General features: G+C 53.0%; 28 protein-coding genes. 17 read left to right on the top strand and 11 right to left on the bottom strand.

Features of this window, described 5'->3' with window-relative positions; translation table 11 throughout:
- Positions 1–91: 91 nt before the first annotated feature.
- Positions 92–226: a hypothetical protein gene (locus UNDYM_RS31140; protein ID WP_255456494.1), complete on the bottom strand. Its 135-nt coding sequence runs from the start codon at positions 224–226 to the stop codon at positions 92–94.
- Between the two features lie 114 nt (positions 227–340).
- Here UNDYM_RS31140 and UNDYM_RS19820 point away from each other — a divergent pair, with 114 nt between their 5' ends.
- The 11 genes from UNDYM_RS19820 to UNDYM_RS19770 all read left to right on the top strand — a co-directional run bounded on the left by UNDYM_RS19820 (position 341) and on the right by UNDYM_RS19770 (position 9,779).
- Positions 341–1,180 (top strand): YdaU family protein, encoded by an 840-nt coding sequence (locus UNDYM_RS19820; protein ID WP_162042591.1) that lies wholly within the window; start codon positions 341–343, stop codon positions 1,178–1,180.
- On the top strand, positions 1,164–1,406 hold the full coding sequence (locus UNDYM_RS19815) for a hypothetical protein (protein ID WP_162042590.1): 243 nt from the start codon (positions 1,164–1,166) through the stop codon (positions 1,404–1,406). The genes UNDYM_RS19820 and UNDYM_RS19815 overlap by 17 nt, the downstream gene beginning before the upstream one ends.
- 33 nt (positions 1,407–1,439) lie before the next feature.
- The gene (locus UNDYM_RS19810; protein ID WP_162042589.1) at positions 1,440–2,177 is read left to right on the top strand and encodes a hypothetical protein; all 738 of its coding nucleotides are present in this window, start codon (positions 1,440–1,442) and stop codon (positions 2,175–2,177) included.
- Positions 2,178–2,423: 246 nt separating this feature from the next.
- Positions 2,424–2,939: a hypothetical protein gene (locus UNDYM_RS19805; protein WP_162042588.1), complete on the top strand. Its 516-nt coding sequence runs from the start codon at positions 2,424–2,426 to the stop codon at positions 2,937–2,939.
- The gene (locus UNDYM_RS19800) at positions 2,939–3,613 is read left to right on the top strand and encodes a hypothetical protein (RefSeq protein ID WP_162042587.1); all 675 of its coding nucleotides are present in this window, start codon (positions 2,939–2,941) and stop codon (positions 3,611–3,613) included. The genes UNDYM_RS19805 and UNDYM_RS19800 overlap by 1 nt, the downstream gene beginning before the upstream one ends.
- Positions 3,614–3,622: 9 nt before the next feature.
- Positions 3,623–3,796: a hypothetical protein gene (locus UNDYM_RS19795; protein WP_162042586.1), complete on the top strand. Its 174-nt coding sequence runs from the start codon at positions 3,623–3,625 to the stop codon at positions 3,794–3,796.
- A 762-nt stretch (positions 3,797–4,558) separates the two neighbouring features.
- Positions 4,559–6,388, top strand: coding sequence for a beta-1,3-glucanase family protein (locus UNDYM_RS19790; protein ID WP_162042585.1), 1,830 nt, complete (start codon positions 4,559–4,561; stop codon positions 6,386–6,388).
- Complete coding sequence (locus UNDYM_RS19785; RefSeq protein WP_232064208.1) at positions 6,307–7,077, top strand: Ig-like domain repeat protein; 771 nt, start codon at positions 6,307–6,309, stop codon at positions 7,075–7,077. The genes UNDYM_RS19790 and UNDYM_RS19785 overlap by 82 nt, the downstream gene beginning before the upstream one ends.
- Positions 7,078–7,133: 56 nt before the next feature.
- Positions 7,134–7,793: a hypothetical protein gene (locus tag UNDYM_RS19780; RefSeq protein ID WP_162042584.1), complete on the top strand. Its 660-nt coding sequence runs from the start codon at positions 7,134–7,136 to the stop codon at positions 7,791–7,793.
- A 128-nt stretch (positions 7,794–7,921) separates the two neighbouring features.
- Entirely contained in the window at positions 7,922–8,260 is a 339-nt protein-coding gene (locus UNDYM_RS19775; RefSeq protein WP_162042583.1) for a hypothetical protein, read from the top strand.
- A 379-nt stretch (positions 8,261–8,639) separates the two neighbouring features.
- Positions 8,640–9,779, top strand: coding sequence for a hypothetical protein (locus UNDYM_RS19770; RefSeq protein ID WP_162042582.1), 1,140 nt, complete (start codon positions 8,640–8,642; stop codon positions 9,777–9,779).
- A gap of 117 nt (positions 9,780–9,896) precedes the next feature.
- Here the strand turns inward: UNDYM_RS19770 and UNDYM_RS19765 are convergent, their stop codons facing one another.
- The 4 genes from UNDYM_RS19765 to UNDYM_RS19750 form a co-directional block, all read right to left on the bottom strand.
- Positions 9,897–10,349: a hypothetical protein gene (locus UNDYM_RS19765; protein ID WP_162042581.1), complete on the bottom strand. Its 453-nt coding sequence runs from the start codon at positions 10,347–10,349 to the stop codon at positions 9,897–9,899.
- A complete protein-coding gene (locus tag UNDYM_RS19760) occupies positions 10,342–10,800 on the bottom strand; it encodes a hypothetical protein (protein WP_162042580.1) in 459 nt (152 codons plus the stop codon). Before UNDYM_RS19760 ends, UNDYM_RS19765 begins: the two co-directional genes overlap by 8 nt.
- A gap of 180 nt (positions 10,801–10,980) precedes the next feature.
- The gene (locus UNDYM_RS19755; protein ID WP_162042579.1) at positions 10,981–11,688 is read right to left on the bottom strand and encodes a hypothetical protein; all 708 of its coding nucleotides are present in this window, start codon (positions 11,686–11,688) and stop codon (positions 10,981–10,983) included.
- Between the two features lie 193 nt (positions 11,689–11,881).
- On the bottom strand, positions 11,882–13,270 hold the full coding sequence (locus UNDYM_RS19750; RefSeq protein WP_162042578.1) for an acyl-CoA thioesterase/bile acid-CoA:amino acid N-acyltransferase family protein: 1,389 nt from the start codon (positions 13,268–13,270) through the stop codon (positions 11,882–11,884).
- Between the two features lie 171 nt (positions 13,271–13,441).
- On the opposite strand from UNDYM_RS19750, the gene UNDYM_RS19745 reads away from it, so the two are divergent.
- The 3 genes from UNDYM_RS19745 to UNDYM_RS19735 are packed head-to-tail and all read left to right on the top strand — an operon-like array spanning position 13,442 to position 15,376.
- On the top strand, positions 13,442–14,155 hold the full coding sequence (locus tag UNDYM_RS19745; RefSeq protein ID WP_162042577.1) for an SOS response-associated peptidase: 714 nt from the start codon (positions 13,442–13,444) through the stop codon (positions 14,153–14,155).
- A 9-nt stretch (positions 14,156–14,164) separates the two neighbouring features.
- The gene (locus UNDYM_RS19740) at positions 14,165–14,521 is read left to right on the top strand and encodes a hypothetical protein (protein WP_162042576.1); all 357 of its coding nucleotides are present in this window, start codon (positions 14,165–14,167) and stop codon (positions 14,519–14,521) included.
- A 3-nt stretch (positions 14,522–14,524) separates the two neighbouring features.
- Positions 14,525–15,376: a hypothetical protein gene (locus UNDYM_RS19735; RefSeq protein ID WP_162042575.1), complete on the top strand. Its 852-nt coding sequence runs from the start codon at positions 14,525–14,527 to the stop codon at positions 15,374–15,376.
- 11 nt (positions 15,377–15,387) lie between these two features.
- Here the strand turns inward: UNDYM_RS19735 and UNDYM_RS19730 are convergent, their stop codons facing one another.
- The 5 genes from UNDYM_RS19730 to UNDYM_RS19710 all read right to left on the bottom strand — a co-directional run bounded on the left by UNDYM_RS19730 (position 15,388) and on the right by UNDYM_RS19710 (position 19,521).
- Entirely contained in the window at positions 15,388–15,891 is a 504-nt protein-coding gene (locus UNDYM_RS19730; RefSeq protein ID WP_162042574.1) for a GNAT family N-acetyltransferase, read from the bottom strand.
- 4 nt (positions 15,892–15,895) lie between these two features.
- Positions 15,896–16,381, bottom strand: coding sequence for an arsinothricin resistance N-acetyltransferase ArsN1 family B (locus UNDYM_RS19725; RefSeq protein ID WP_162042573.1), 486 nt, complete (start codon positions 16,379–16,381; stop codon positions 15,896–15,898).
- Between the two features lie 20 nt (positions 16,382–16,401).
- On the bottom strand, positions 16,402–17,616 hold the full coding sequence (locus UNDYM_RS19720) for an MFS transporter (RefSeq protein ID WP_162042572.1): 1,215 nt from the start codon (positions 17,614–17,616) through the stop codon (positions 16,402–16,404).
- A gap of 19 nt (positions 17,617–17,635) precedes the next feature.
- Positions 17,636–19,108, bottom strand: coding sequence for an NAD(P)-binding domain-containing protein (locus UNDYM_RS19715; RefSeq protein WP_162042571.1), 1,473 nt, complete (start codon positions 19,106–19,108; stop codon positions 17,636–17,638).
- A 98-nt stretch (positions 19,109–19,206) separates the two neighbouring features.
- Positions 19,207–19,521 carry a helix-turn-helix transcriptional regulator gene (locus tag UNDYM_RS19710; protein ID WP_162042570.1) on the bottom strand — a complete coding sequence of 105 codons (315 nt, stop codon included), beginning with the start codon at positions 19,519–19,521 and terminating at the stop codon, positions 19,207–19,209.
- A gap of 144 nt (positions 19,522–19,665) precedes the next feature.
- Between UNDYM_RS19710 and UNDYM_RS19705 the strand changes: the two genes are divergently transcribed.
- From UNDYM_RS19705 to UNDYM_RS19695, 3 genes are all read left to right on the top strand, one after another.
- The gene (locus UNDYM_RS19705; protein WP_162044716.1) at positions 19,666–19,992 is read left to right on the top strand and encodes a helix-turn-helix transcriptional regulator; all 327 of its coding nucleotides are present in this window, start codon (positions 19,666–19,668) and stop codon (positions 19,990–19,992) included.
- Positions 19,993–20,054: 62 nt separating this feature from the next.
- Positions 20,055–20,534, top strand: a complete 480-nt coding sequence (locus UNDYM_RS19700; RefSeq protein ID WP_162042569.1) for an arsenate reductase ArsC — start codon at positions 20,055–20,057, stop codon at positions 20,532–20,534.
- A complete protein-coding gene (locus UNDYM_RS19695) occupies positions 20,531–21,202 on the top strand; it encodes an MIP/aquaporin family protein (RefSeq protein WP_162042568.1) in 672 nt (223 codons plus the stop codon). The genes UNDYM_RS19700 and UNDYM_RS19695 overlap by 4 nt, the downstream gene beginning before the upstream one ends.
- 315 nt (positions 21,203–21,517) lie before the next feature.
- Here the strand turns inward: UNDYM_RS19695 and UNDYM_RS19690 are convergent, their stop codons facing one another.
- Positions 21,518–22,420 (bottom strand): LysR family transcriptional regulator, encoded by a 903-nt coding sequence (locus tag UNDYM_RS19690; protein WP_162042567.1) that lies wholly within the window; start codon positions 22,418–22,420, stop codon positions 21,518–21,520.
- Positions 22,421–22,582: the final 162 nt, after the last annotated feature.

The following is a 22,582-nucleotide window of genomic DNA, read 5'->3' as shown; positions in this document are numbered from 1 at the left end:
GCTTATCCTCCATCAGGCAGGCGTCACTACCTGATTTTCTGAACAGCGTTTTACACAACATTACTGCGTGCAATCAAGGCACGAATTCAAATTACGCAGCAACGCGACGTTTTAACACATCTCGCAACGCGCCAGACAACACATCAATTCGCGTTGTTTTTAAGTTTGCACACATATCATTTTCCGCACGGGTTTTCCTGACCTGTGCATCACTATTTTTGTTCATGAGGTTTTCTTTGAATATCCTGATTCAAGCGTACAGTCACGCCCGGTCATTTGCAGGGCTGGCCATTTATCTTATATCTCGCGGCTACAACACCAGTGCCAGAGGAGGGAGCGTATGAATTTTTACCCCTTCCACCTGGGCGATTATGCGTCCCACACCCGTCACCTGAGCTTGCTGGAAGACCTGGCCTACCGCCGCATGCTGGATTTGTACTACACCACCGAAGCTGCCCTGCCTGTTGAGCCTGAAAAAGTCGCACGCTTGATAGGCATGCGTGAATATGTGCATGAAGTGGCTGATGTCTTGTCTGACTTCTTTGTGATCTCAGATGCAGGTCATACCAATAGTCGCTGTGAAGAAGAGCTGGCCTTATACCGGGCCAAAGCCGACCGTGCCAAATCTGCCAACAAGGCGCGCTGGGGCGGTGCCAGGGCAGGCTTGGCTGCAGAGGCAGATGAAGAATTTGAGCAAAGCAGCAAAGGCAGGGCTACCCATGCAAACCTTGCGCCTCTGAAATCAGAAACAAGATCAGAGACGGAATTGCAAACTGCACAGATCGCAACCAATAACCATGAACCAGTAACCAGGAACGATAAACCAATAAACAATCTACCAATAAAAAAAATAAAACCAAAATCAAAAACCGCGGCTACGCCGCAGCAGTGCGAAGAATATTTTGAATACGCATGGGAAGATTATCCTAAAACATCTGCCTGCACCAGAATTGCCGCTTACCAGGCCTGGAATGCCCGCCTTGCAGAAGGAGCTAGCCCCGTACAGATGTTTCAAGGTGCCGGTAGCTATGCCGATTTTGTCCTGGATAAACAAGTGGAGCTTGATGAGGTGATGCATGTCAGCGTTTTCTTTGGCCCCGAACGACATTATCTGACCGACTGGGACGAGCGTCCCTTATGGAAGCATGAAGAGACTTATTTTGATGAAGAAGAATATTGATTTGCAGGCAGTCTTGAAGAATCAGTTGAACACTTACAAAAATCAGGCACTAGTGGACTGTAACAGTGAAATCGAGAGTGAAGGACATGTGTCCGGCGCATCAGGGCAAGACAAGGGTGGAACAAATGAGCACAGCGATAGCGGGGCTATCGCGAGTATTTGCAACGCAGCCATGATCGTCGCGCACATGGCAGGCACTCCGATTTTCACTGTTACAGTTCACTAGCATTGTTGCGTTTTTAGATAAGAGGAGGGTGAGATGATAAGAAGCACTTACACAGGCAGGGATGGCTTGCCGTATTTTTTCCCGGTTTTAGATGATGAGCAGGACGATGCGCAGGGCAATATGGAAGTCCTGTCAGGTAGTATTACCGGTCCACAAACCGATATGACACTGACTCACTCTGGCGGTCTGTCTGGCTGGAGGGAAGCTGACTTCTGGCCACAGCAGGATAATTTCGCATTGGCAGGTAGTGTGGATGAGATTGATGATCCTTTGTTGCTACGCGCCAGTAGCCAACCAGGATTGGCCCTCAATAGCTGGCAGCGTAGCGAGGTGCCAGGAACAAGTTCCTGGGGCAGGGACTATGAACAGGCAACACCCCCTGTGATGCGTGTCAGTGAACAGCCTCAGGGTGAGGTCTCTCCTACCGGATACCGGGACACGGTTGCAGATGTGTCTCCAGGGCGCAATACCAGACTTGATCTGCCGCCACCTGGCCTCACTCGTGAACAGGAGGCAACATGGATGCAACGGCAGTTGTTTCAGAATCGGCTCGGCATTGATACCAGGCTTTTGCCCGATGTCGATTATGCGGAATTTTCCAGGAAAGGGAGTAAGTATTATTCTCAAGTGCCACCTGAACTTTTGCGAACAATTCGCGGCAGTATGGCGCACGCTATTACTAGAACTCATTTCATAAATAGGGATGAGTGCGAACAAGGCGATTTGGGATGCAGTGCAAGGCGTGGCCTGCAGCTAAGGCTCATGCCTTAGCAAAGGACGCAACACAGCAATGCGCCCAAATCGTCAGTTCCCGAAGGGTTTGCCTCATAACACGTATCAGACAACATTGATTTATTGAAAATAGTGCCACTATTGACAACCACAAACGTGTTACCGGTCCGTGTTATGAGGAAAACGCATCTCATTCATATTTATGAAATGAGTTCTAATAGCCCTGAGCCTGATCGTGGCACGGTAGGTGAATGGTTTGCTCCACAGTTGCGGAATTTGTAAAACTTGAGCGTTGCTGATAATGTGCTTTCTGCCAATGCTGCGTTGAGTTGTCTGGGAACAATCCCTGATTGCGATTTGGTGCTCAGGCAACTGAATTTGGTCAATGGCAAGGATGATGGTTACGGTATGAATATTGATTTCCATCTGGCACAAAAAGACGAGCCCGTGGCATTTAATGTGAATGTGATGGACGATGATGCGTTCGCGAAAAAAGTTGCGACAAACCCCAGGCTAACCAAAAATACAGGTGGATATTGGAACGGTGATGATATGACGATGTATCTCCCGCGCGGTCGTAACTTCACTGTGACGGAACACGAATTCCTGCATGCATTGGGTCGTGGTCATGATGTATTCAATTATCGTGACATACAAAACCGGCCTGGTGTCATGTCCTATGCCACGGACTTTATCCGTTCGACCCGGCCAACGAAAAGAGACTATAAGATACTGGTGGACAATTATCGTGATTACCCCGCACGTACGTCCAGCATGTGGAATTTATTTCGGAGCAAATAATGATCCCCGTCACCCTGCATGAGATCCCTTATTTTTCTTGCGATGTAGCGCCGGTAGCGCAGGTGCTCAGTGCCAGTGATATGGCGCAGTCAGCCGCGAGGCTCAAGGATGGCAAGCATCTGGTACGTTGTCTTACCAGGCGAGAAGTATTTGTCAGTAAGCCGGTTGTTGTCATACCAGGCAAGGCCTGTGTGCTAGACATAATGAGTATCAATTGGGAGAACCGGGCCTGGAATTTTCTTGATAGCGAAGTCAGAAAATACGCAGCGCGCATTGACAGTAAGGGGCAGTGTCCAGTAGTGGATTATCGTGAAAAGTTCTACCCTGGGCAACATTGGACAGAAATCTACCCTGATACCACACTGGAAGCTTCCATGGAGATCAAGAACCTGGCCGAACTCAGCGGTATCGCGCTGTTGCGCAAGGCGGGTTTGCCATGGGATAAGTATGATCGTAACCCGGACGATTCAGCCAAATTACATGTAGCTGCAGTGCATGAGGTAAAAGCAGAGCAGTGCCTGGATGTGTGGGATCGTCTCTGGCCTTTTAACAAGCCCGCACAGTGCTTCCATGCTTCCATGGTTCGCGGCTTTGGTTATGTCGAGTGGATGGCGTTTGCCAGATACCAGGACGGCAGTATTCGTTTCAAGAGGACGGGTTATATCATTGTCTGAGGAAGCTTGATGAGCCTGTCTTCCATGCTCTATTTCTTATCAGTAGTGTTGAGCGCGAAACCTGGCCACGTCACCCGGGGTGATGATGAAACCCCGGGTGAATATGCGCCCCCTCCATGCTTGCCAACTCAGGGGCAGGCGGCAACACTGCCAGCTTACCAGCACTGCATGGCAGACCGGTGATGTTGCGGAAGACATTTTCAATGCATCAAGCTGCCGCGAATACGGATTTGTTGCCCGCAGGCTGGCAACCTTGCTCAACCAGCATGCTGCTTGCAAGCTGGTGGTCAGCAGGTGGTGAACACTAAAAAAGCGCGCCAAAAAACTGTAAAAACGGGAGCCGCGATGCATCTGCAATGACAAAAAATCAGACGCTGGGCATCTCAATTTTTGTCAGCGTGTTGACATAACTATTCAGTCTTTGGAAAACATCCCACTTTGATGCTTGCCTGCGCGTGTCGATGGGCAGATGTCCAACAGAGAATTGGTAACACAATAATCAGTTAAGGGGCCGCAAAAATTCTGGCATCTACGATGGTCACCCAGATGTTGGTCATTGCATGTGATATTTGTCAGGTTAGTTGACAAAAACTGTCCAAAAAAAGCAGGACGAAATAACGCACACAGCCTGCACATGAAGAGAATGAAAATGATGTTTAATGTTCAGAGTGATTTTGCCAGATTTGCAAGAAAAATATTGATTCTTTTATTACAAAAAGTTTACAGATACTGGGAGCGAAGAATGCCTGGCATGATCAGGGCCCCAGCAGGAGATGCCAGAATGAGTGCTGGCACAAATCTGCCCTGACTACTTCAACCACCGTGGTGGGCAGGTGCTTTGTTTGTGTTTTGATCATGTAGAATAGGCAAGGATATTGCGTCAGCCGTGGTGGGCTTGCCGCCTGCCTTTTCTACGATGTCACTACATTCTAGGAGCGTTTCCTCATGTCTTCCTTCCCCATTCAATCAACCGTCCCCGTCACGATCACCAATAATTCGCCCGCCAATAATGACAATGTCTGGGTGACGGTGTATGGCAGCCTTATCATCAATCCCGGCAACAACCAGACCCCGGCGCAGGGTGCCAATTATTATCTGGTGCCGCCAGCGGCAGGGCAGACGCAGGTAGTGCCGACTGCCGTGGCTGATTTGCCACCGCCAGGGCCCAATTCGCCAGATGGCGTTATCCTGCCGAGCTACACCCTCACGCAATGGGGCAATAGCCTGAGCCTGCCTGCACCGACTTATACGGGGGACGCAAACGGCAACAACAACCAGCAATATTCGGGGCGCATTTTGATTTCTGTCGGTGCGCCCACGCAAGCCCAGGTGTCGGTCACATCCACACCTGCCTCAGTCTCGTCACCCAGCCCGGCCAGTGCGCAAGACCCGAGCACTGGCACGTTTTATGATTTTCTCGAATTTACCGTGGCCTCGAATGCGGACGGCAGCATCAACGTCGATATTGATACCTCACAGGTCGATGCCTTTGGCCTGCCCATGCAATTACAGTTCTTCAAGGATGCTGCGGCAACGCAGACTTATAACGTCAGCTTCACGGGAGACACCATCGCAGGCAGCACCGAGGTCACGGCGCTAACGGCGACAACTGGCCTGGGCCAGGGCGTACCTGTGACTGGGAGCGTCATGGCTCCTGGAAGCGCAGTGGTCAGCGTGCCTGTGGGTGCCAACCCCACGAGCATGACACTGAACCTGCCAGCTACCGCCACCGCCACTGGCGCAGCTTTAACGGCAGTGATGGCCGGGCCTGTCGGCGTGCTTGGTGTACGCGATGATATTTTCAATGGCAGCGACATGAGTAATTTTGCGACCTTCATCAAGGAGCAAAGCAACAAGACCTATGCCAGCCCTTTCATGGAATGCCTGAGTGCCGCGCCCATGCGTATCGTTTCGCCCAAGGACATTTGCGAGAACCCCAATGTGTCCGCCAGCGATGCGCTGAACAATTATTTCAATGCGCAGGTCGATAACTTTTTCTTGCAATACTTCACCAGCCCCGCCACATCAAGCCCTGGTGTGCCTGCAAATGGCGGCGGCAAGATTTTTAGTCTGCAATCCTCAGCCTTTGGTCAGTCACTGACTTATAGCGGCAGCGTGACTTTGCAGACTGATGGCAGCTATGCACTTTCACTCGCTGACGCCAGTGGCACCGACAGCAATATCTATACGATTTACTACCCGTTCTCTACCCAAAATGTGCTGGCTGACTACACCCCGGTTTTCCCTGTCGCTGCGCCACCTGCATGGATTAGCGCTGCCATGGCCAAGGAATCTGCCTCGCAAATGATCTTCGCCTGCGACGCCGTGTTTGCGGACAATACCCTGCGTGGCCTGAGCGGTGCGGCACTGGCGGTGCAGGGTGATCTGGAGAATTCGATTTCTGCCGCATTCAACCGTGGCATCATTCTCAATGACCCTTCGACCTGGGGCGATAGCAGCACCTGGTATCCAGATAGCCAGCCCTTCAACTACTGGGTTAAATACTGGCACCAGGCTGGCCTGACCGAGAGCGGCCTGGCTTATGCTTTTCCATACGACGACAAGTTTGGCAGCAGCACCAATATCCAGCAAAGCAGTGTCGGCAATGTCAGTATCACCCTCAGCACCTGGGGCAGCACACCCATGCCGACCGTGACGCTGATCGCCCCGCCAGCGGCACGCAAGGTGGCAGCCTGCAACTCGCAGCCAGCGTTGCTGGTAGTGGTGCGACTCCAACTGGCAGCGTCAGTTATTTTGTCGATGGCTGTGTCATGAGCAACACCAGCAGCCAGACCAGTGTAGCACTGGCAAATGGCCAGGCTGCAGCCGCCAGCTTTACTGTTCCCGCCTTGCCTGATGGGGCCTATACCCATAGCTATACCGTCACCGCGGTCTATTCCGGCGACAGCAATTACCAGCCTGCCGTTGCCACCCAGACCGTGCAACTCACAGGCCCCAGCGGTGATTTTGCAGTCAGTCTGAACCCGCCGCAATTCCCGGTTGGTACCACTGTCAGCGTCACCACTGTGCTGCCAGTCGCAACAGTCGCTGGCACACTGGCGCTGAACCTCATAGACTCATCGCAAAACGTGGTCGCCAGCGTCGCAGCCTCCAGCGTCAGCAGCGCCACCAATGTCACGCCCTTTGACATTCCCGCCAATGTGCTGAGTTTTACCGGCATCGTCACCAGTGGCAACAACCAGATCTCCAGCGTCAGCAGTACCAGTGACCTGACCCCAGGACAAGTGCTCACAGGCACAGGCATAAGCCCAGACACGACGATAATCTCATTCAGCCCCGGCACGATCACCATGAGTGGTAATGCCACTACAGAGGCTACAGGGACATCCACCACCATCACATCCAATGCGGCGCTGGTGGGGTTTGCGATACAGGCGGTGTATGTGCCAACCGTAGGTAGCGGGACTTTGACGGGGCAAATTAATTTTGCGTTTCAGGCATAGTGAGCGATCGCCTAAGATATGCACTATTCAAGATCATCATTTTAGAAAATTGACCTATGAGAACATATTTAATCATGCACCTGACCGCCAGAATCTTGATTGGGTGCGTGATTGGTTCAGTGTTCTACACACCTGCCTATGCCGGAACGTTTTTATCTGCCTGCACTTCCCGTACTAATGACCTGGCTTGCGCTCTATTCGTAAGCCGGATCAGTGGGGCTGCCGTTCGCACCAAACCAGACGAGATGGCGGAGGTCTCTTCTCGTCTGGCAATTGGGCAAATTGTCCGCATCAACTGGAAGCTGAGCAAGACTGCGAAGAGTCAATGGGTGTATGTGGGCATCAAGTCAGACGGCCTCAATGACATCTCCCCGCAGGGCTGGGTCAGGGCACAGGATCTTGCAGGGGAATCAGATTTTCGTGAAGTAATTAACTGTTGGCCGTTTGCCTCGATTTTTGACGAATCACAGGTCGATGGCCCTGTTCTGGATGTGAAATTTTCACGCGATGGTAAGTCCGACTCCGGCAATATCAAGGTCTGGTCGTTGGGGAATTTAATAAGAATAGGCGTGAGCCGCCGTGATTCCCTGGTGTATGCTTATGACCCTGAAACGTACAGGCTTACTCATGCTGGCAGCGAAGAAAGTGATCTGAACGTAAGTTTGTTTGATCCGCCATTATTGCCGGGCTGTGTTCGCATCCAGGTGCGTCGTTAGGCTAAACTTAGACTCATTGCCTGCACTCCTAAAATCGGGCCGAAAGCTGGAATGGCGTAGACTGCGCTCACCTGATGTCCTGCTTACATTTTTAAAATAATTTATCGTCAACAACCAAGAGACTAATGATGAGTGTAACGGCAACCGTGGAGACACCGCTGAACGATCAAGAGCGATTGTTCAATGTTCCTGTTTGTACCGAGTCATGGTTTCGTGAAGTGATTTTTCCGATTGCAAAAGCCCACAATTTGTCACTGATAGATGACTGGGGTATCTTTGTCAGTATCCAGCATGAAAACATAAACTTGTTCGTTGGCGAATTGAATACGCTTTGCGATTGCATTGAACAGCTGGATAATTTATCGACTCGGGCAAAGCAGCATACTCTCCAAAGATTGAACATCTTGTCAGTTGAGACGGTGAGAATGTTAAAGACTAGGAGTGATATTGTTGTCCTTATTGGATAAGCTGGCGAGGTCAGTCTGCACTCTCAGCGTAAGTCTGATGTATTCCAGTCCAAACAATGTGGGAATGATTTTAATATGGGATGATGAGGCGCGATGAATTCTTAGTCTGAGTCTCATTAATCCCGGTAGATTCTGCGCAATTACTACTCCCTGCATATTCTTTTCCCACTTGCATCACCCCACTTCGATCGGTATCGTTTCACCCATGCGCTGATGTCATGAACGGGCTTTCCGGCATCAGGCAGGGCCGCTTGCGCATGCTCGCAAGCTCTATTGAACGGTGGATAAAACAGGGGTGTGCAGGCTTCCACCAGATTGTGCTGTCTCTGCAGATGCACAATGCCGCTCCGGTCTATGGGCCGGATTGACACCAGACTTCATGAAAAAATTCAATCTTAAAAAATATCTCGGCGGTTTTAGTGCGCTGCTGGTCATGAGTGGCTCCTGCTTCGCAGCAGGCTGGCAATTGACTGATCTTGGTGCCTTTGAATCAGGTACAAGCAATGGGTTGGCCTTGACTGCAGATGGCAGGGTGGGTGGTGCATCTGCGCGTGCAGATGGCTTGCCTTATCCCTTCCTGAGCCAGAATGGTCAGCTCGCATCCATAGGTAATACTACTGGTGTTGTGCAAGCCGCCAACAAAAATGGCCTTGCGGCAGGGCGGATTACCAGCGCCGATAGCTTGCGCATAGAGCTTGGCATCTTCAGCGGCAACAACACGATACCGCTAGGTGGCTTTGGTGGTGGCTACATCGATGTCAACGGCATCAATGATAATGGTCAGGTCGTAGGCTTTGGTGTCTTTTCCAATTATAACGAGCACGCCTTCGTCGCTACCACAGCCGGGCTGGTAGATCTCGGTACCCTGGGTGGCCGCTTTAGCAGGGCAGTGGCAATCAATAATGCTGGTGCTATTGTTGCCAGCGCCAGCAATGCGAAGGGGAAAACACGCTGCGGCTTGTCTTATGGCGGCGGATTGACAGATATAGGCTCCTTGTCAGCCACGGGCAGTTGTGTGCCAATGGCGATCAACTCTTCTGGCATGATCGTAGGCATGTCAAACAATGGTCAGGCTGCGCATGCTTTTTTGTATGATGGCCGTCAGTTTTTTGACCTTGGTACTCTGGGGGGGAACAGTAGTATAGCTAATAGCATCAATGACCAGGGGCAGGTCGCAGGCACGTCCAGCATTGCCGGTGGTGACAACCGTGCCTTTTTGTATAGCGCAGGCAGCATGCTGAATCTGGGTATGCCCGCAGATGCTGCAGGTAGTAGTTATGCGCGCGCCATTAATAGCAAGGGCCAGGTGATCGGTTATTACACGCTCAATAGTGATACTAACAAAGTAAGCCGCGCCTTCTTGTACAGTAATGGTGTGATTGCTGATGTCAGCAGCCTGGCAAGCGGCCTCGCCGACGTCGACTATTACACTCTGCGCATCAACGATGCAGGCCAACTGGCCGGTACAGGCAAGATCAATGGCGTGCAGCGGGCATTTTTGTTGACGCCGCTGCCTTGAGTGAAGTAATGAAATGCGCTAGCTAATGATAGAATTTTCTGGCGCTACATTTTTCCAGTCCCCATGGATACGATGAATCTCTGGTCGTATCCATGTAGGGAATATATGATGCACCGCTTACGAATGCGAAAACTGCGGCGGTGCGCCATAAGTTATGTGATCAAATGCTATGGGGAATTTAGAAAAATAATCTCTATATTGCTCTGGCAGGATAAGTTTATTTTCTTTGACGATGAACCCCAGATCGCCATGATCTTCTTTGACCAGATAATACCCTCCGATAAGCTCGTATAAATTAGAGCACTGTTCCAAAGCGTGGATCATGCGGACATCATTCCATGATTTTTCGCAAAGGAAAGAGATTGCTGTATTCCAAATCAGTTCAGCATGAGGACGATATGCTTTCCATTCTGGTTTTCTGATCTTGATTTGAATGGGGCCAAAGGCAGCGTCACATGAAATATCTTCTGTGTCAGATTTGTCGTGCCAATCAACATCACCGAAAAGAGACCAGATGCGATGTGAGGGAAGTATCGCAGTTGTATGCAATTCAAGAATTGTATTAGTCATTTTTACCAACGCAAGTCAGGGCATTGATAAAATTGCTGCTCGTGAAATGATGGGGAAACATATCGTAGTATGCCCGCTCGGCCTCATTGATGATGAAGCCTTTATCATCTGTCCAGAATTCTATAGGAGCGTCATCACGGGATGCGACATAATGCCCTCCAAATTTTGCATGAAGTTCCTTGCATAATTGCATCATCAGGATTTCCCGCGAGCGCACCAACGAATTTTCACATTCAAATTCAATCCTGAACTTAAATGGCACGCCACAGCTCGTCTTGTATGATTTCCAGAATGGCTCTCTTAAATTCACCATCATTTGTCCGATAACTACAGTAGCAATAAAATCGTAATAATTATCCACGGGCTCAAACTTGATGTGCAAGATATCTTCAATGTCAGATATTTCTACATCTGCCGCTATATGAAGTATTAATTCTTGAGGTGAAGACATGATTTTCTTTCTGGTATGAAAACGAGATTCAGGGGTGTTGCGGCGAAAAGTTCAACGCTTAAGATGTGCGGCGATGGGCAGCGAGATTAGGGAGTATTGTAGCGTGTGATTCAGCAAGAAGTTTTTGTGCTTTCTTCCAGAACATGCCATTGTGATTTGGATGTAATTGACTGGCATCGCTCATTGTTTGCTTGTACCAGCAGCCACGCAATGCAAAAACTGCGGTATCGCCAGTTTTTGTTCAAGTGCTGGCCTGGCCCTGTGCAGGCCAGTGTCAACAGTAATTTCGTGATCGGAAAAAGATTCGCCACCATCAGAGCATGGGGCAGTTCTGTCGCCGGGTCTGGTTTTTTTGCAATAGACAAAATCTTGTGCCAGCTCTTGCATGACGGGTGACAGGTCACCCCGTATGCTGTCAAGCTTGTCTGGATATTGCCCGGTTCCTGATTTCACATTTTCCAGGGCGGCGATGACAGCATCGTAGGTTTTTTGCGTTTTTGTATAAAGTCTCTGGCTAGTCTCGCAGGGATCTTTTTTGCCACTTTGTGAATTGCTGTTGTCTGAATTGTTAATCTTTGAACCGCGCGCGTTGCACACGGCTTCATAGTAATCATGCGCTTGCACGAGTTTCAATTGTTGTTCAAATTCCAGCGCCTGCTGGTAAATTTTTTCCACCTGCTCGTCACGGCAGGCCAGTACAGCTTTGGGGACTGGTTTTACGTTAAGGCAAATTCCGAATAGGGCAGTGTGTTGTATCACCGCCAGGGTCTGGGCAGGTAGTGGCAGCGTATCTGTATTTCGTGGCTTGCAACTGGTCTCGTCACCGCCACTAAGAGGCAGGTTATAACGCATGTTGTCTGCTTCGCTGCTGATGATCGTTGTCATCATTTCTGTGGCTGGAAGCTGGCGGTCCAACAGCAAAATACCAGCCATCAGAATAAGCAGAGCAAGTAAAACTTTCAGACTGGAATGCATGGGAAAAATTGGTGATGTGAAGATGAGGGCAGCTTGCAAAAGCCTTCATCATAAACAAATTGGCGGCAGCCTCAACAACTTCTTTTGGCCTGTCGCGGGATCACCGTCATTTTTTGCTCTGCAAAGCCTTCTTCAAAAACCCCATGGTCGCCGGCCAGGCGACAGTCTGCGCATGGCCATCTTCTCTGGCATTGCCACCCATGGCAAATGGGGTGTAGTAATCATTCGGGCTGTAGCCATCACCGCCGACCAGGTGCCCGGCTTTAGGGAAGGCGAGCAATTCTGTTTCCAGCCCTGCTGCCTTGCGGCTGTTGACGATGTTGTTGGCCATGTCCAGCGAAGGCCACATCTGGTCGTCGCCGCCTGCGATCAGCAAGAGTTTGCCTTTGAAATTTTCTACCGCGATGCGGGCAGCTTTGGCGCGTTCTGGGTAGGCTTTGCGGCCTTCGATGTAGATGTGGGCCAGCACCGGTTGGGTAGTGGCAAAGGCCTTGTCGAGACCGGCATTGGGCGTGTAGGGCAGGGTCTTGCCCTGGTAGCTAAAGCTGCCATAGCGGCCAGCTTCCAGCATCCTTTCCATGGCAAAGCCTTCCCATACCAGGTCACTCGGGGCGATGGCGACCACGGCTTTTACCCAGGGCAGCAGGCTGGCAGACAGCAAGGCCATCTCTGCACCTTTTGAGCCACCCATCAGGGCGACCTGGGTGCTGTCTATGTCATTGCGTGCTGCCAGGGTTTTGTACAGCGCATCCAGGCCATCGATGGGGATGTCGATAAAGTCTTTGGGCAAGCCGGGCACTTCTTGCCCGCGCGGCGTATTCGGTGAATAGTAGGGGTAGCTCACAGCGGCAAAGCCGCGCGCCGCCAGCTTGAGGCCAAAGCGCCGCCCGGCAGAGTCACCACCTTCAGAGCCGCCGAGGATGATGACGACAGGTGGCTTGCCATTGGCATTGACGCTGGTGGCAGGCAGGTAAATCTTTGCACCCGTGTGCCCGGCAATGGCCTCGGTCTTGACTGGCGTGATCGTGCTGCGGAGGGCGAATGTCATTTGCGCGAGCTGCTGCTGGCCCGCCAGTGCGGTCAGCCGGGTTTCTGCGGCTTGCCATGCGGTATCGACCTTGTTGCTGGTTTGCATTGACCAGAACAGGCCTGCCGCATCCACGCCAGTGTAGCTGCCAGCCTTGGACTCGGTAGTGGCCAGGGCGATATTGCCCTGTGCATCGGCCTGCATTTCTGCACTGGACATGAAGATGGGGGCATTCGGTGCAAAACGGCGCTCGGCAAAGAGCTGCACGGTTTGCCCGGGCTGCAAGCCCTTGAGGCTGATACCCAGAGGCTCGCCTGACAAGGCAGGGTTGCTGGCCGTCATGCTGAATTGTACCTGGGCCTGTACGCTGGCATAAGGCAAGGCAAACAGAGCTGAAAGCAAGGCCAGCCTGTACAGGCAGCTTACTGATCTTGTTGATGCGTGCACAGCTTCGATGGTTGCGGGCATATCCTGGTCTCCTGATTTTGTTATTTGAATAAGATGGAAGCAGGACTATAACCAGACAAGGGTCGGCTGCGCAAGTTTTAAGCAGCGGTAATCGGGCGGCATTTTTACCATGGCAGATGTGAGAAAATGCGAGCAACGACGAAATCCAACGAGTGTAACAAGCTATTATCCATGTGCATCAACTACACCCCCACGCGCCCAGAGCTGATGGAGTATTTCAAAGTCCACGGCAGGAGCATGTACGACTGGAATGTTGAAGTCTGGCAAGACTACGATGCCCCCATCATCAGGCATGATGAGCAGGGCAGGCGGCAAGCCCTGTTAGGTGCTTACAGCATGATACCCAAGTCAAAGATGCAGCCCGGTGTCAAACGATTTTCGACCATGAATGCCAGGGCAGAGACGCTGGGATCGCTGCGCAGCTATGCGCCATCCTGGCACAGCGGCAAACTCTGCCTGGTGCCCATGCAACACTTCTTTGAACCCAATTATGAAAGCGGCGCAGCCGAACGCTGGCGCATAGGGCTCATCGAAGAACCTGACTTTGCCGTGGCAGGCCTGTACAAGGAATGGCCGCAGGAAGATGGCAGCGTCAGTTATTCTTTTACGCAAATCACCATCAATGCCGACGAGCATCCGCTGATGAGCCGCTTCCACAAACCCGGCGAAGAAAAACGCTCCCTCGTCATCGTGCCGCCAGAAGATTTTGATGACTGGCTATCCTGCCGCGACCCGGAATTCGCCCGCGCCTTCTTGCGGCCTTATCCGGCTGATCGCATGTTTGCTGATTTCTTTCCCAAGCCGCCGGTGGAGAAAGTCGCGAAGATTATCAAGCCTAAGAAGCCGCAGATAGTGGTGCCGACTAATCTGGATTTGTTTGATTGAAAGCAGTAGATGAATATCGATGAAGTCAATCAGCGCGAGCCGCGCTGCAAGCAATGTGGTTGTTTGTCAGAACTTATCTGGGTTGAAGATGAGGTTGACAGGACAGCTTTGCATGCCAAAGCAGCGAAAGCTGATTTTCTGGGCTTTGTTCCGGCGATACGGGCGATGACTTCCTGTTCCATCGGTGAAGCCAAGGCAACTTTCATGCATGTCGCTCTGCCAGGCCGTCGCTGCCACCAGTGCAAATCAGTATTGGGTGATGGCGCAATTGTCGATTGCCTGCGCTGCAAGTCGCTAAACCTGGTGTGGGAAGTGGAGAATTCTGATTCCGGCGCTCCATCAGATTTGAAACAGAAAGCCAATTAAGTGATGCCTATTTTATCGATTCCCTTTGATGCAAAGAGGCACGAGTCTGGTAGTTTGCGTAATTTGTATGCTGCTGTTTGCGAGTATCAGGGAGAGCAAATCTGGCAAGAGGTTTTTCTCGCGCATTGGGATGCGTTGAAGTCTGCTGGACAATATTTTAAAGAAATCCGTGATCGGGATAGTAGCGCACATCCGTGGCCAGATTTGCTGGAAGGTGAAAGCATGAATCTGTATTGTGCTTCGCGCCTGAGCGATCTGATGTTGTTGTCGTTTCAGCCCGGAGACCTTGATGTTGCTGGCTTAGGTACGACGATGGAGAACTATACAGAATTATTCACACACCTTGGTTTTGAGGTGCTTAAACCTGTGCAATTTCACGCATTTTCATGTGAAATCGTGGACGTGATTCAAAGTGAAGGTAACAGTATCGAATTATTGGAAGTGCTGTGGCCTGCCTTCATGCTGGGGAATATGATGTTTGCACGTGCGGGCGTCAGGGTGAAAGCCCCTGCGCATCTGCTGAGCAGGGGAATTGCAGACTGCTCTTGTTTATACTGGGCGTATCGCAGGAAATACCGGCCAGCGAATGATCTCTCCCATGGATGGGGACGCAATTCACAATGGCGGACAGATTTCCGGCGTGATTTTGATCTGGGTGATCGCTATGCCTATAACGTTGATCGTGGCGTCAAGGCGATTGATTTGAGAGAATCTATCCCTGCGCACGCGATGATGGATGATTTGATTACAGCAGATCGCATCAATCTGTTGAAACATCGTTGTATCACAAATATGGCATCTGCAAATGATGGGGATTACTGGCCTTATGACGATTATTACGAAGAAGTGAAATAGTCATTTGAGTTTCAAGGACGTCCAGAATGATGTTGACCACCTGTACTAACTCTCTTGTTTTCCTGACCTGTTCCTGACCTGTATATCATCTCCGCCGCATAAGAAACAAAACCCAGGTCCCGGTACAGTGGCTGGCCTTCTTCTGAGGCACTCAGATTGAAGGTGTTCAGGCCTTGCTCCTTGCCCAGTTGCAGCATGCCTGCGACCAGTGCCCTGGCAATGCCCAGCCTGCGCCAGTCTGGTGCGGTATACACATTGACTATCCTGCCGCGACGGGCCTGTGTATCGCCGCGTATTGGTCCCCAATCCAGTATGGAGAGGCCTGCACCAGCGACGACTGTGTCTCCGGCCTGGGCCAGCAAACCCAGGTAATTGCCGGCAGCCAGCGTGCCTGTCAGCCAGTTTGCATAGGCATCCAGGTCTTCTTGCCGTTCGTCTTCCCGGTGGAAGCGCTGGCGGGTGATGATGGCGATATCTGATGGTGTCGCCGGGCGTATGATCCAGTTTGTCTTCATGTGCTCAATTCAACTGCAATTCCCAATATCCTACATCCACCCATTGTTCAAACTTGCGCCCTACGTCCTTGAAGTGGGCGACTTTCTCGAAACCCAGGCTTTCATGCAGGGCGACGCTGGCGGCGTTGGGTTGGGCGATGCCGCCTATGATGACGTGGATGCCGCGCTGGCGCAGGTCGGCTATCAGGGTTTGATACAGGCGCTTGCCTATGCCCTGGCCTTCATGGCTGGTGGCGACATACACCGTGCTTTCTACTGAAAACCGGTAGGCGCTGCGGGCCCGCCATGGAGTGGCATAGGCATAGCCGATGACTACGCCATCCTGTTCTTCTACATACCAGGGCAGGCTGGCGCTGACATCCTTGATGCGCTGGGCCATCTCCTGTTCTGTGACCGGGTTTTCTTCAAAGCTGATGGTGGTCGTGGCGATGTAGTGGTTGTAGATGTTGATGATGGCGGCGGCGTCGGCGGCGGTGGCTGTTCGTATCATGGTGCTGGACTTGAGTGGGTTTAGCTGGCTTCCAGGCTCACTGCTTGCTGCCTGACTGCGGCCAGGTAAAATGCCAGTGAGGCGAGGGTAAACAGCAAGAGTATCAGCAGAAACGGGTAAGGTGTTGTGGAATCTTGCGCCACGACAGCCATCGCAAGTGGGCCTGCAGCTTTGGATAGCAGCGAGGGGCCAGCCAGCGCACCGGAAATCGCACCATAGTTATCCCGCCCGAACAGGGCTTGCGGTATTGTTCCGCGCACTATCGTCAGGATGCCGTTGCTGAGGCCGTACAGCAGGCAGAACAGGGCGACTGCCCATGCTTGCGTACCAAATGACATCAGCACCAGCAAGGCCGCGGGCAGGGCGGTGAACACCCATTTGCCGACGGTCTGTGGCAAGGCATGTCTGGCAAACGTCATTTCACCGAGGCGGCCAGCGACTTGCATGGGGCCGATGAAGGCGGCCATCATGACTACCCAGGCGCTGGCATGACCAAACTGGCCCAGCAAGGGGATGAGGTGGACCGAGAGCGTAGAAAACACAAAGCTGTTCGCACAAAAGGCCAGCGCCAGTTTCCAGAATGCCGGATGGCGCAGGGCTTCGGCCAGGGTATGGCCAGGTCTTGCCAGTGAGGTCTGGCCGTGCGCGCTGTCTGGTGTGTTGCTGGCTTTGGCGGTACCCAGCATCAGGTGCAGCGGCAGGCACAGGCACAATTGCAGCATGCCATACAGCAGGTAGGTGTCACGCCAGCCCAGCAGGCTGTTGAGCTTTAAGGTCAGCGGCCAGAACACGGTGCTGGCAAAGCCACCGAACAGTGTCAGGGTAGAGATGGCCTGACGGCTGTTCGCCAGTATCATGCGGTTGATGGTTGCGAAGGCGGCTTCATACAGGCTTAGCGCCATTCCCAGCCCCAGCAGTGTCCAGGCCATGAAATACACAGCCTTGGCCTGTGCCATGCTCAGCAAGACCATGCCTGCAGCGCACAGCAAAGAGCCGCTGGCCATCACCAGCCGCCCGCCATGCCGGTCGAGCAGCATGCCCACTGGAGTGGAGGCCAGCCCGGCCACCAGCAGGCTCCAGGAGAAAGCACCAAACACGGTGCCAGATGACCAGCCCATTTCTTGCTGGATGGACGGTGCCAGGATGGCGATGGCATAGTACAGCGACCCCCAGGAGGCGATTTGGGTAAAACCCAGGATGGCGATGGTTTTTCTGGTCAGTAGCTGCTGGTTCATCGATAGGTACCTGCAAATCTCAAGAGCAGCAATTTGGCTTGCTTGCTGCTGGCTTGCTTAGCGTTGGCATTGCTGGCGTCTCGCTTTGTGTACTGCATCCACAACCCGCATTTCCTTTGGCTTTTTCAGTGGCATCGAGTGCGCAACAGGCGTTTGCACCTGCCGGTGCAGCGCCGCCACAGCATGCGGCCGGTTCTTCTTTCTCAGGTAATTCATAGACCGGCTGTGTGCTGCAGATGCCGGTTTGCGGCAGGCTTAACTGTACCTCGTCGGCGGCAGCCAGGTCGCCCGACAATGCGGCAACTACGGAGCGCACCTGTTCATACCCTGTCGCCATCAGAAAGTTGGGGGCGCGACCATAGCTCTTGGCTCCCACGGCATAGTAGCCCGGCTCAGGGTGGGCCAGCTCGCGGTGGCCATGCGGGCGCACCGTGCCGCAGCTATGTTCATTAGGGTCGATCAGTGGCGCGAGTGCTTCTGTGCTTTCCAGCCAGGGGTCATGGCGCAGGCGCAATTCACGGCTGAGGCTAAGGTCGGGCCTGGCCCCGGTGGCGGCGATGATTTCATCTATGCCGGAAAGGACAGGTGTTTCACCCAGATGCATGTCGCCTGTGACGGTGATGCCATCTTCGCCATGCTCGCCAGACTGCAATTGCCGTATCCTGAAATTGCGGTACAGACTGAGCTGGCCAGTATCCTTCAAGGCCTTCAGGCGGGCACCAAGCTGCCCCCGTGCTGGCAGGCCATCGGCACTGCCGCCGCCAAATACCTTGGCAACATGATTGCCCCGGATTGCCCACAGCAGGGTGGTACCCGGCACTTGTTCTGCCAGTTGTGCCAGCGCCAGCAGGTTGCCTGCGGCTGAATGCCCGGTGCCCACGACCAGCACCCGTTTGCCAGCAAAACGCTGGCGCTGTGTGCCAAGTATGTCGGGCATTCCGTAGCTGATGTGGGCTGCATATTGCTCTTCACCGATGGCGGGTATGCCATTCGCTCCCAGCGGGTTGGGTTGCGACCAGGTGCCGCTGGCATCGATAATGGCGCTGGCGAGGTAATCCCGTTCGCCCTCTGGTGTTGCTACCCGCAAGACAAAGGCGGCGTCTTCCCGCCCTTTGGTCTTGACCTTGTCGTAAGATTGCCTGCTGACGGCGATGACACGGTGTTGCAGGTGCAGACTTGCTGCGATGGCGGGTAGCTGGGCAAGTGGCTGCAGGTAGTGGTCTATCATCTCCCCGGCAGTTGGCAAGCCTTCAGGATCAGGCTGCTGCCAGCCTGACGCTGTCAGCAAGCTGACTGCAGCCTGGTCCAGATTGTAGCGCCATGGCGAAAACAGGCGCACCTGGCGATAACTGGCGAGGTTGGCGGCAATGCTTGCTGCGCTTTCCAGTATCAGTGGCTGCTGGCTGCGCAAGAGCAGGTGCGCGGCTGCCGCCAGCCCGACTGGTCCGGCGCCGATGATGGCAATGGGTAATGCGCTGGTCTGTGGTTTCATCATGATCTCCAATCATTTTCAATGAGGACTATATCAGTGTGTTTCTATATTAATTCGTTATTCGTCAAAATACGAATATAAAGGCAAAAAAAACCAGCTCAAAGACCCGCTACCAGCTTCTTGAACTGCGCCAGACGTACTTCATTGACACAATAGCAAACACGTTGCTCGTCAGCCGAGCCCAGTATCAGGCCCGCTTCTTTGAGTATGCTCACATGCTGCGATATCGTCGATGCTGCCAGTGGCAGGATGTCGGTCAGGCTGCCAAAAAAACATTCGCCATAATTGGACAAGTGCCTGAGCAGCTTGACTCGCGCAGGATGCCCCAGCGCCTTGCATAGCGCAGCAATCTCTTCTGGCTGGAAATTCATCTCCAGAACGGCGGGTTCAGTCGTGCAGCAAGTGGTGGACATACGGCTTATTCGTTAATTGACGAATAAAGAATAACACAAAAATCCCCGCATGCAAGTTCTTTTAAAATCGGCTTTACAGTAATTCTATATTTCCATTATTATAGAAATATAGAATTTATTCATAATCGCAAGGACATGGATATGATGGAAACCAAAGCAGCATTACTGGCACTGGCCGCGCTGGCGCAAGAGTCACGCCTGGCGGTGTTCCGCCTGCTGGTGCAGGCTGGTCCGCAAGGCAGGGCCGCCACCAAAATAGGTGAAGAGCTGGGCATACCTGCCTCTTCCTTGTCGTTTCATCTCAAAGAGTTGTCGCATGCCGGGTTGGTGCAGTCACGCCAGGCGGGGCGCTTTGTCATTTACTCGGCGAATATCACGACGATGAACCAGATGCTGGGCTTTTTGACTGAAAACTGCTGTGGCGGCAATCCATGCACGCCGGTACAGGTGCAGCAATGTGCCGCTGAATAAGCGATAGCAGTGCAGGCGATTTCTGCTTTTTCTTTATTTCTGTTTTCAATTTTTGGTGACTTATGAACGTCTTGTTTCTGTGTACCGGCAATTCCTGCCGTTCCATCCTCGGTGAGGCCACTTTCAATCATCTGGCCCCTGCAGGCTGGCATGCCATGAGTGCGGGTAGCAAGCCAACGGGGGAAGTACACCCGCGTTCGCTGGCATTGCTGGCGCGGGAAGGTATTTCGACCACGGGCTATGCCAGCAAATCATGGGACAATCTGCCAGCCACACCGGACATCGTCATCACCGTCTGCGCCAGTGCTGCGGGTGAAACCTGCCCGGCTTATCTGGGGCCAGTGTTGCGCACCCACTGGGGTGTGGCAGACCCTGCCCATGTCAGCGGGACAGATGAAGAATTCGACGCTGCCTTCATGACTGCCTACCGCATCCTGCGTGCCCGCATCGAGGCCATGCTTGCGCTGCCGCTGGAAACCCTGGCGCAGGACAGGCAAAAGTTCAAGGCCGCGCTGGACCAGATAGGCGAGATCACCCCATGAGCATGGCAAGACGTCTGGTGGCTGAAGGCCTGGGCACCGCCTTGTTGCTGGCTGTCGTGGTGGGATCGGGCATCATGGCAGAGCGGCTGGCGGGCGGCAATGTTGCGATTGCGCTGCTGGCCAATGCCATTGCCACGGGCGCGGGTCTGATCGCATTGATATTGATGTTTGGCCCCGTCTCGGGTGCGCACTTCAACCCTGTCGTGACATTGTCTGAGGCTTACCAAAAAAACCTGCCAGCCAGGGATGTGCTGCCGTATATCCTGCTGCAAGTGCTGGGCGCCTTTGCCGGGGTAGCCACGGCGCATGCCATGTTTGACCTGCCGCTGTTCTTTGCATCTGAACATGCGCGTACCGGCATGGCACAATGGTGGAGCGAGTTTGTCGCCAGCTTTGGCCTGATTGCGGTCATCATCAGCACCAGCCGCAGCCGCCCGGCGGTGACACCATTTGCGGTGGCGGCCTATATCACGGCGGCATACTGGTTTACCTCTTCAACCTCATTTGCCAACCCCGCAGTGACGCTGGCACGGGCGGCCAGTAATAGCTTTGCAGGCATACGCCCTGTCGATGCGCCGGGTTTTATCATTGCGCAATTGCTGGGTGCGGCGGTGGCGACGCTGGTGTTTTGCTGGCTGTATCCGGCTCGCCCGGTTGCTGAGCAATAGGCTGGTGTTACGATTTTCACCGCGACAGTTTGCTAGAACTCATTTCATAAATATGAATGAGGTGCGTTTGCCTCATAACGCGAAATGGCAATGCGGACACGGCAGTTAATGCTTGCATCATCAAAAATAAATTCTATGTTATCTGGTGTGCGTTATGAGGCAAACCCTTCGGGAACTGACGATTTGGGTGCATTGCTGCGGGTAGTATGCCACCCCTCCTTTGCTAAGGCATGAGTCTTAGCTGCAGGCCACGCCTTGCACTGCATCCCAAATCGCCTTGTTCGCACTCATCCCTATTTATGAAATGAGTTCTACTCACACCATGCCTGCCGCCAGCTTCACAAAATTTTCCACCAGCGGCGAGGCATCTCCCTTGCGCTGGGCCAGCAGCAAAGAAGTAGTTGCCCCGGCATCGGCAATCGGCCGGTAGCAGATGCCGTCAAAATGTATCGTGTAAAACGAACCGGGCAAGATGGAGATGCCACAGCCTGCTGCCACCAGGCCTATGATGGTGGAGGCGTCAAAGGCTTCCTGCGCAATCTTTGGGACAAAGCCCGCGGCATGGCAGAGCCGTAATATTTGCGGGTAAATGCCGGTGCCTGCGCTGGGCGGGTACATGATGAAGCCTTCTTGTGCCAGGTCTTTCATAGGCACTTTTTTCTTCTTTGCCAATGCATGTGTGGTAGGTAACACCGCCACCAGCGGGTCTTCACGCAGCTTGCGAAAGCGCAATGGTGACGATATGCCGCGCGCCAGTTCACCCCCTTCTGGCGGACGTATGAATCCCACATCAATCTTGTGCTGCGACAGCGCTTCGAGCTGATTATTGGTGGCCATTTCTTGCAGGCTCAGTGTCACATTCGGGTATTGCTCGCGGTAGCTGTTGATGACGGTGGCAAACAGGGGTGTGAACGGAGTCGAGAAAGTAAAACCTATGCGCAGCTCGCCGGTTTCGCCACGCTGGGCCCGGCGGGCGTTTTCACTGGCTTGCTCAGCCAGCGCCAGGATATGCCGCGCATCCTGCAAGAACAGCTTGCCCGCTTCCGTCAGGCGCACCCAGCGCTTGCTGCGTTCAAACAATTGCGCACCTATGTCGGCTTCCAGCATCTGTATCGCATGGCTCAAAGGTGGCTGGCCTATGTGCAGCCGCTCCGCCGCACGGGTGAAGTGCAGTTCTTCGGCGACGGCGATGAAGTATTTGAGGTGGCGGAGTTCCATGGGGGTGTGGAGTCGTAGGTTGAGCAGGATGTAGGTTGGGCTACGGGTTATCAGCCCAACACTGGGCCTCAACAAACGTATACGTTATTCAAGCGCCGAGTGTTGGGCTGATAACCCGTAGCCCAACCTACGAGAAGCTATCACTATTCCTTATCCAATCAT

The organism is Undibacterium sp. YM2 (genome assembly GCF_009937975.1).
Classification (GTDB): domain Bacteria; phylum Pseudomonadota; class Gammaproteobacteria; order Burkholderiales; family Burkholderiaceae_D; genus Undibacterium.
The sequence above is the reverse complement of the archived record's forward strand: the minus strand, read 5'-3'. Positions and strand labels throughout refer to the sequence as shown.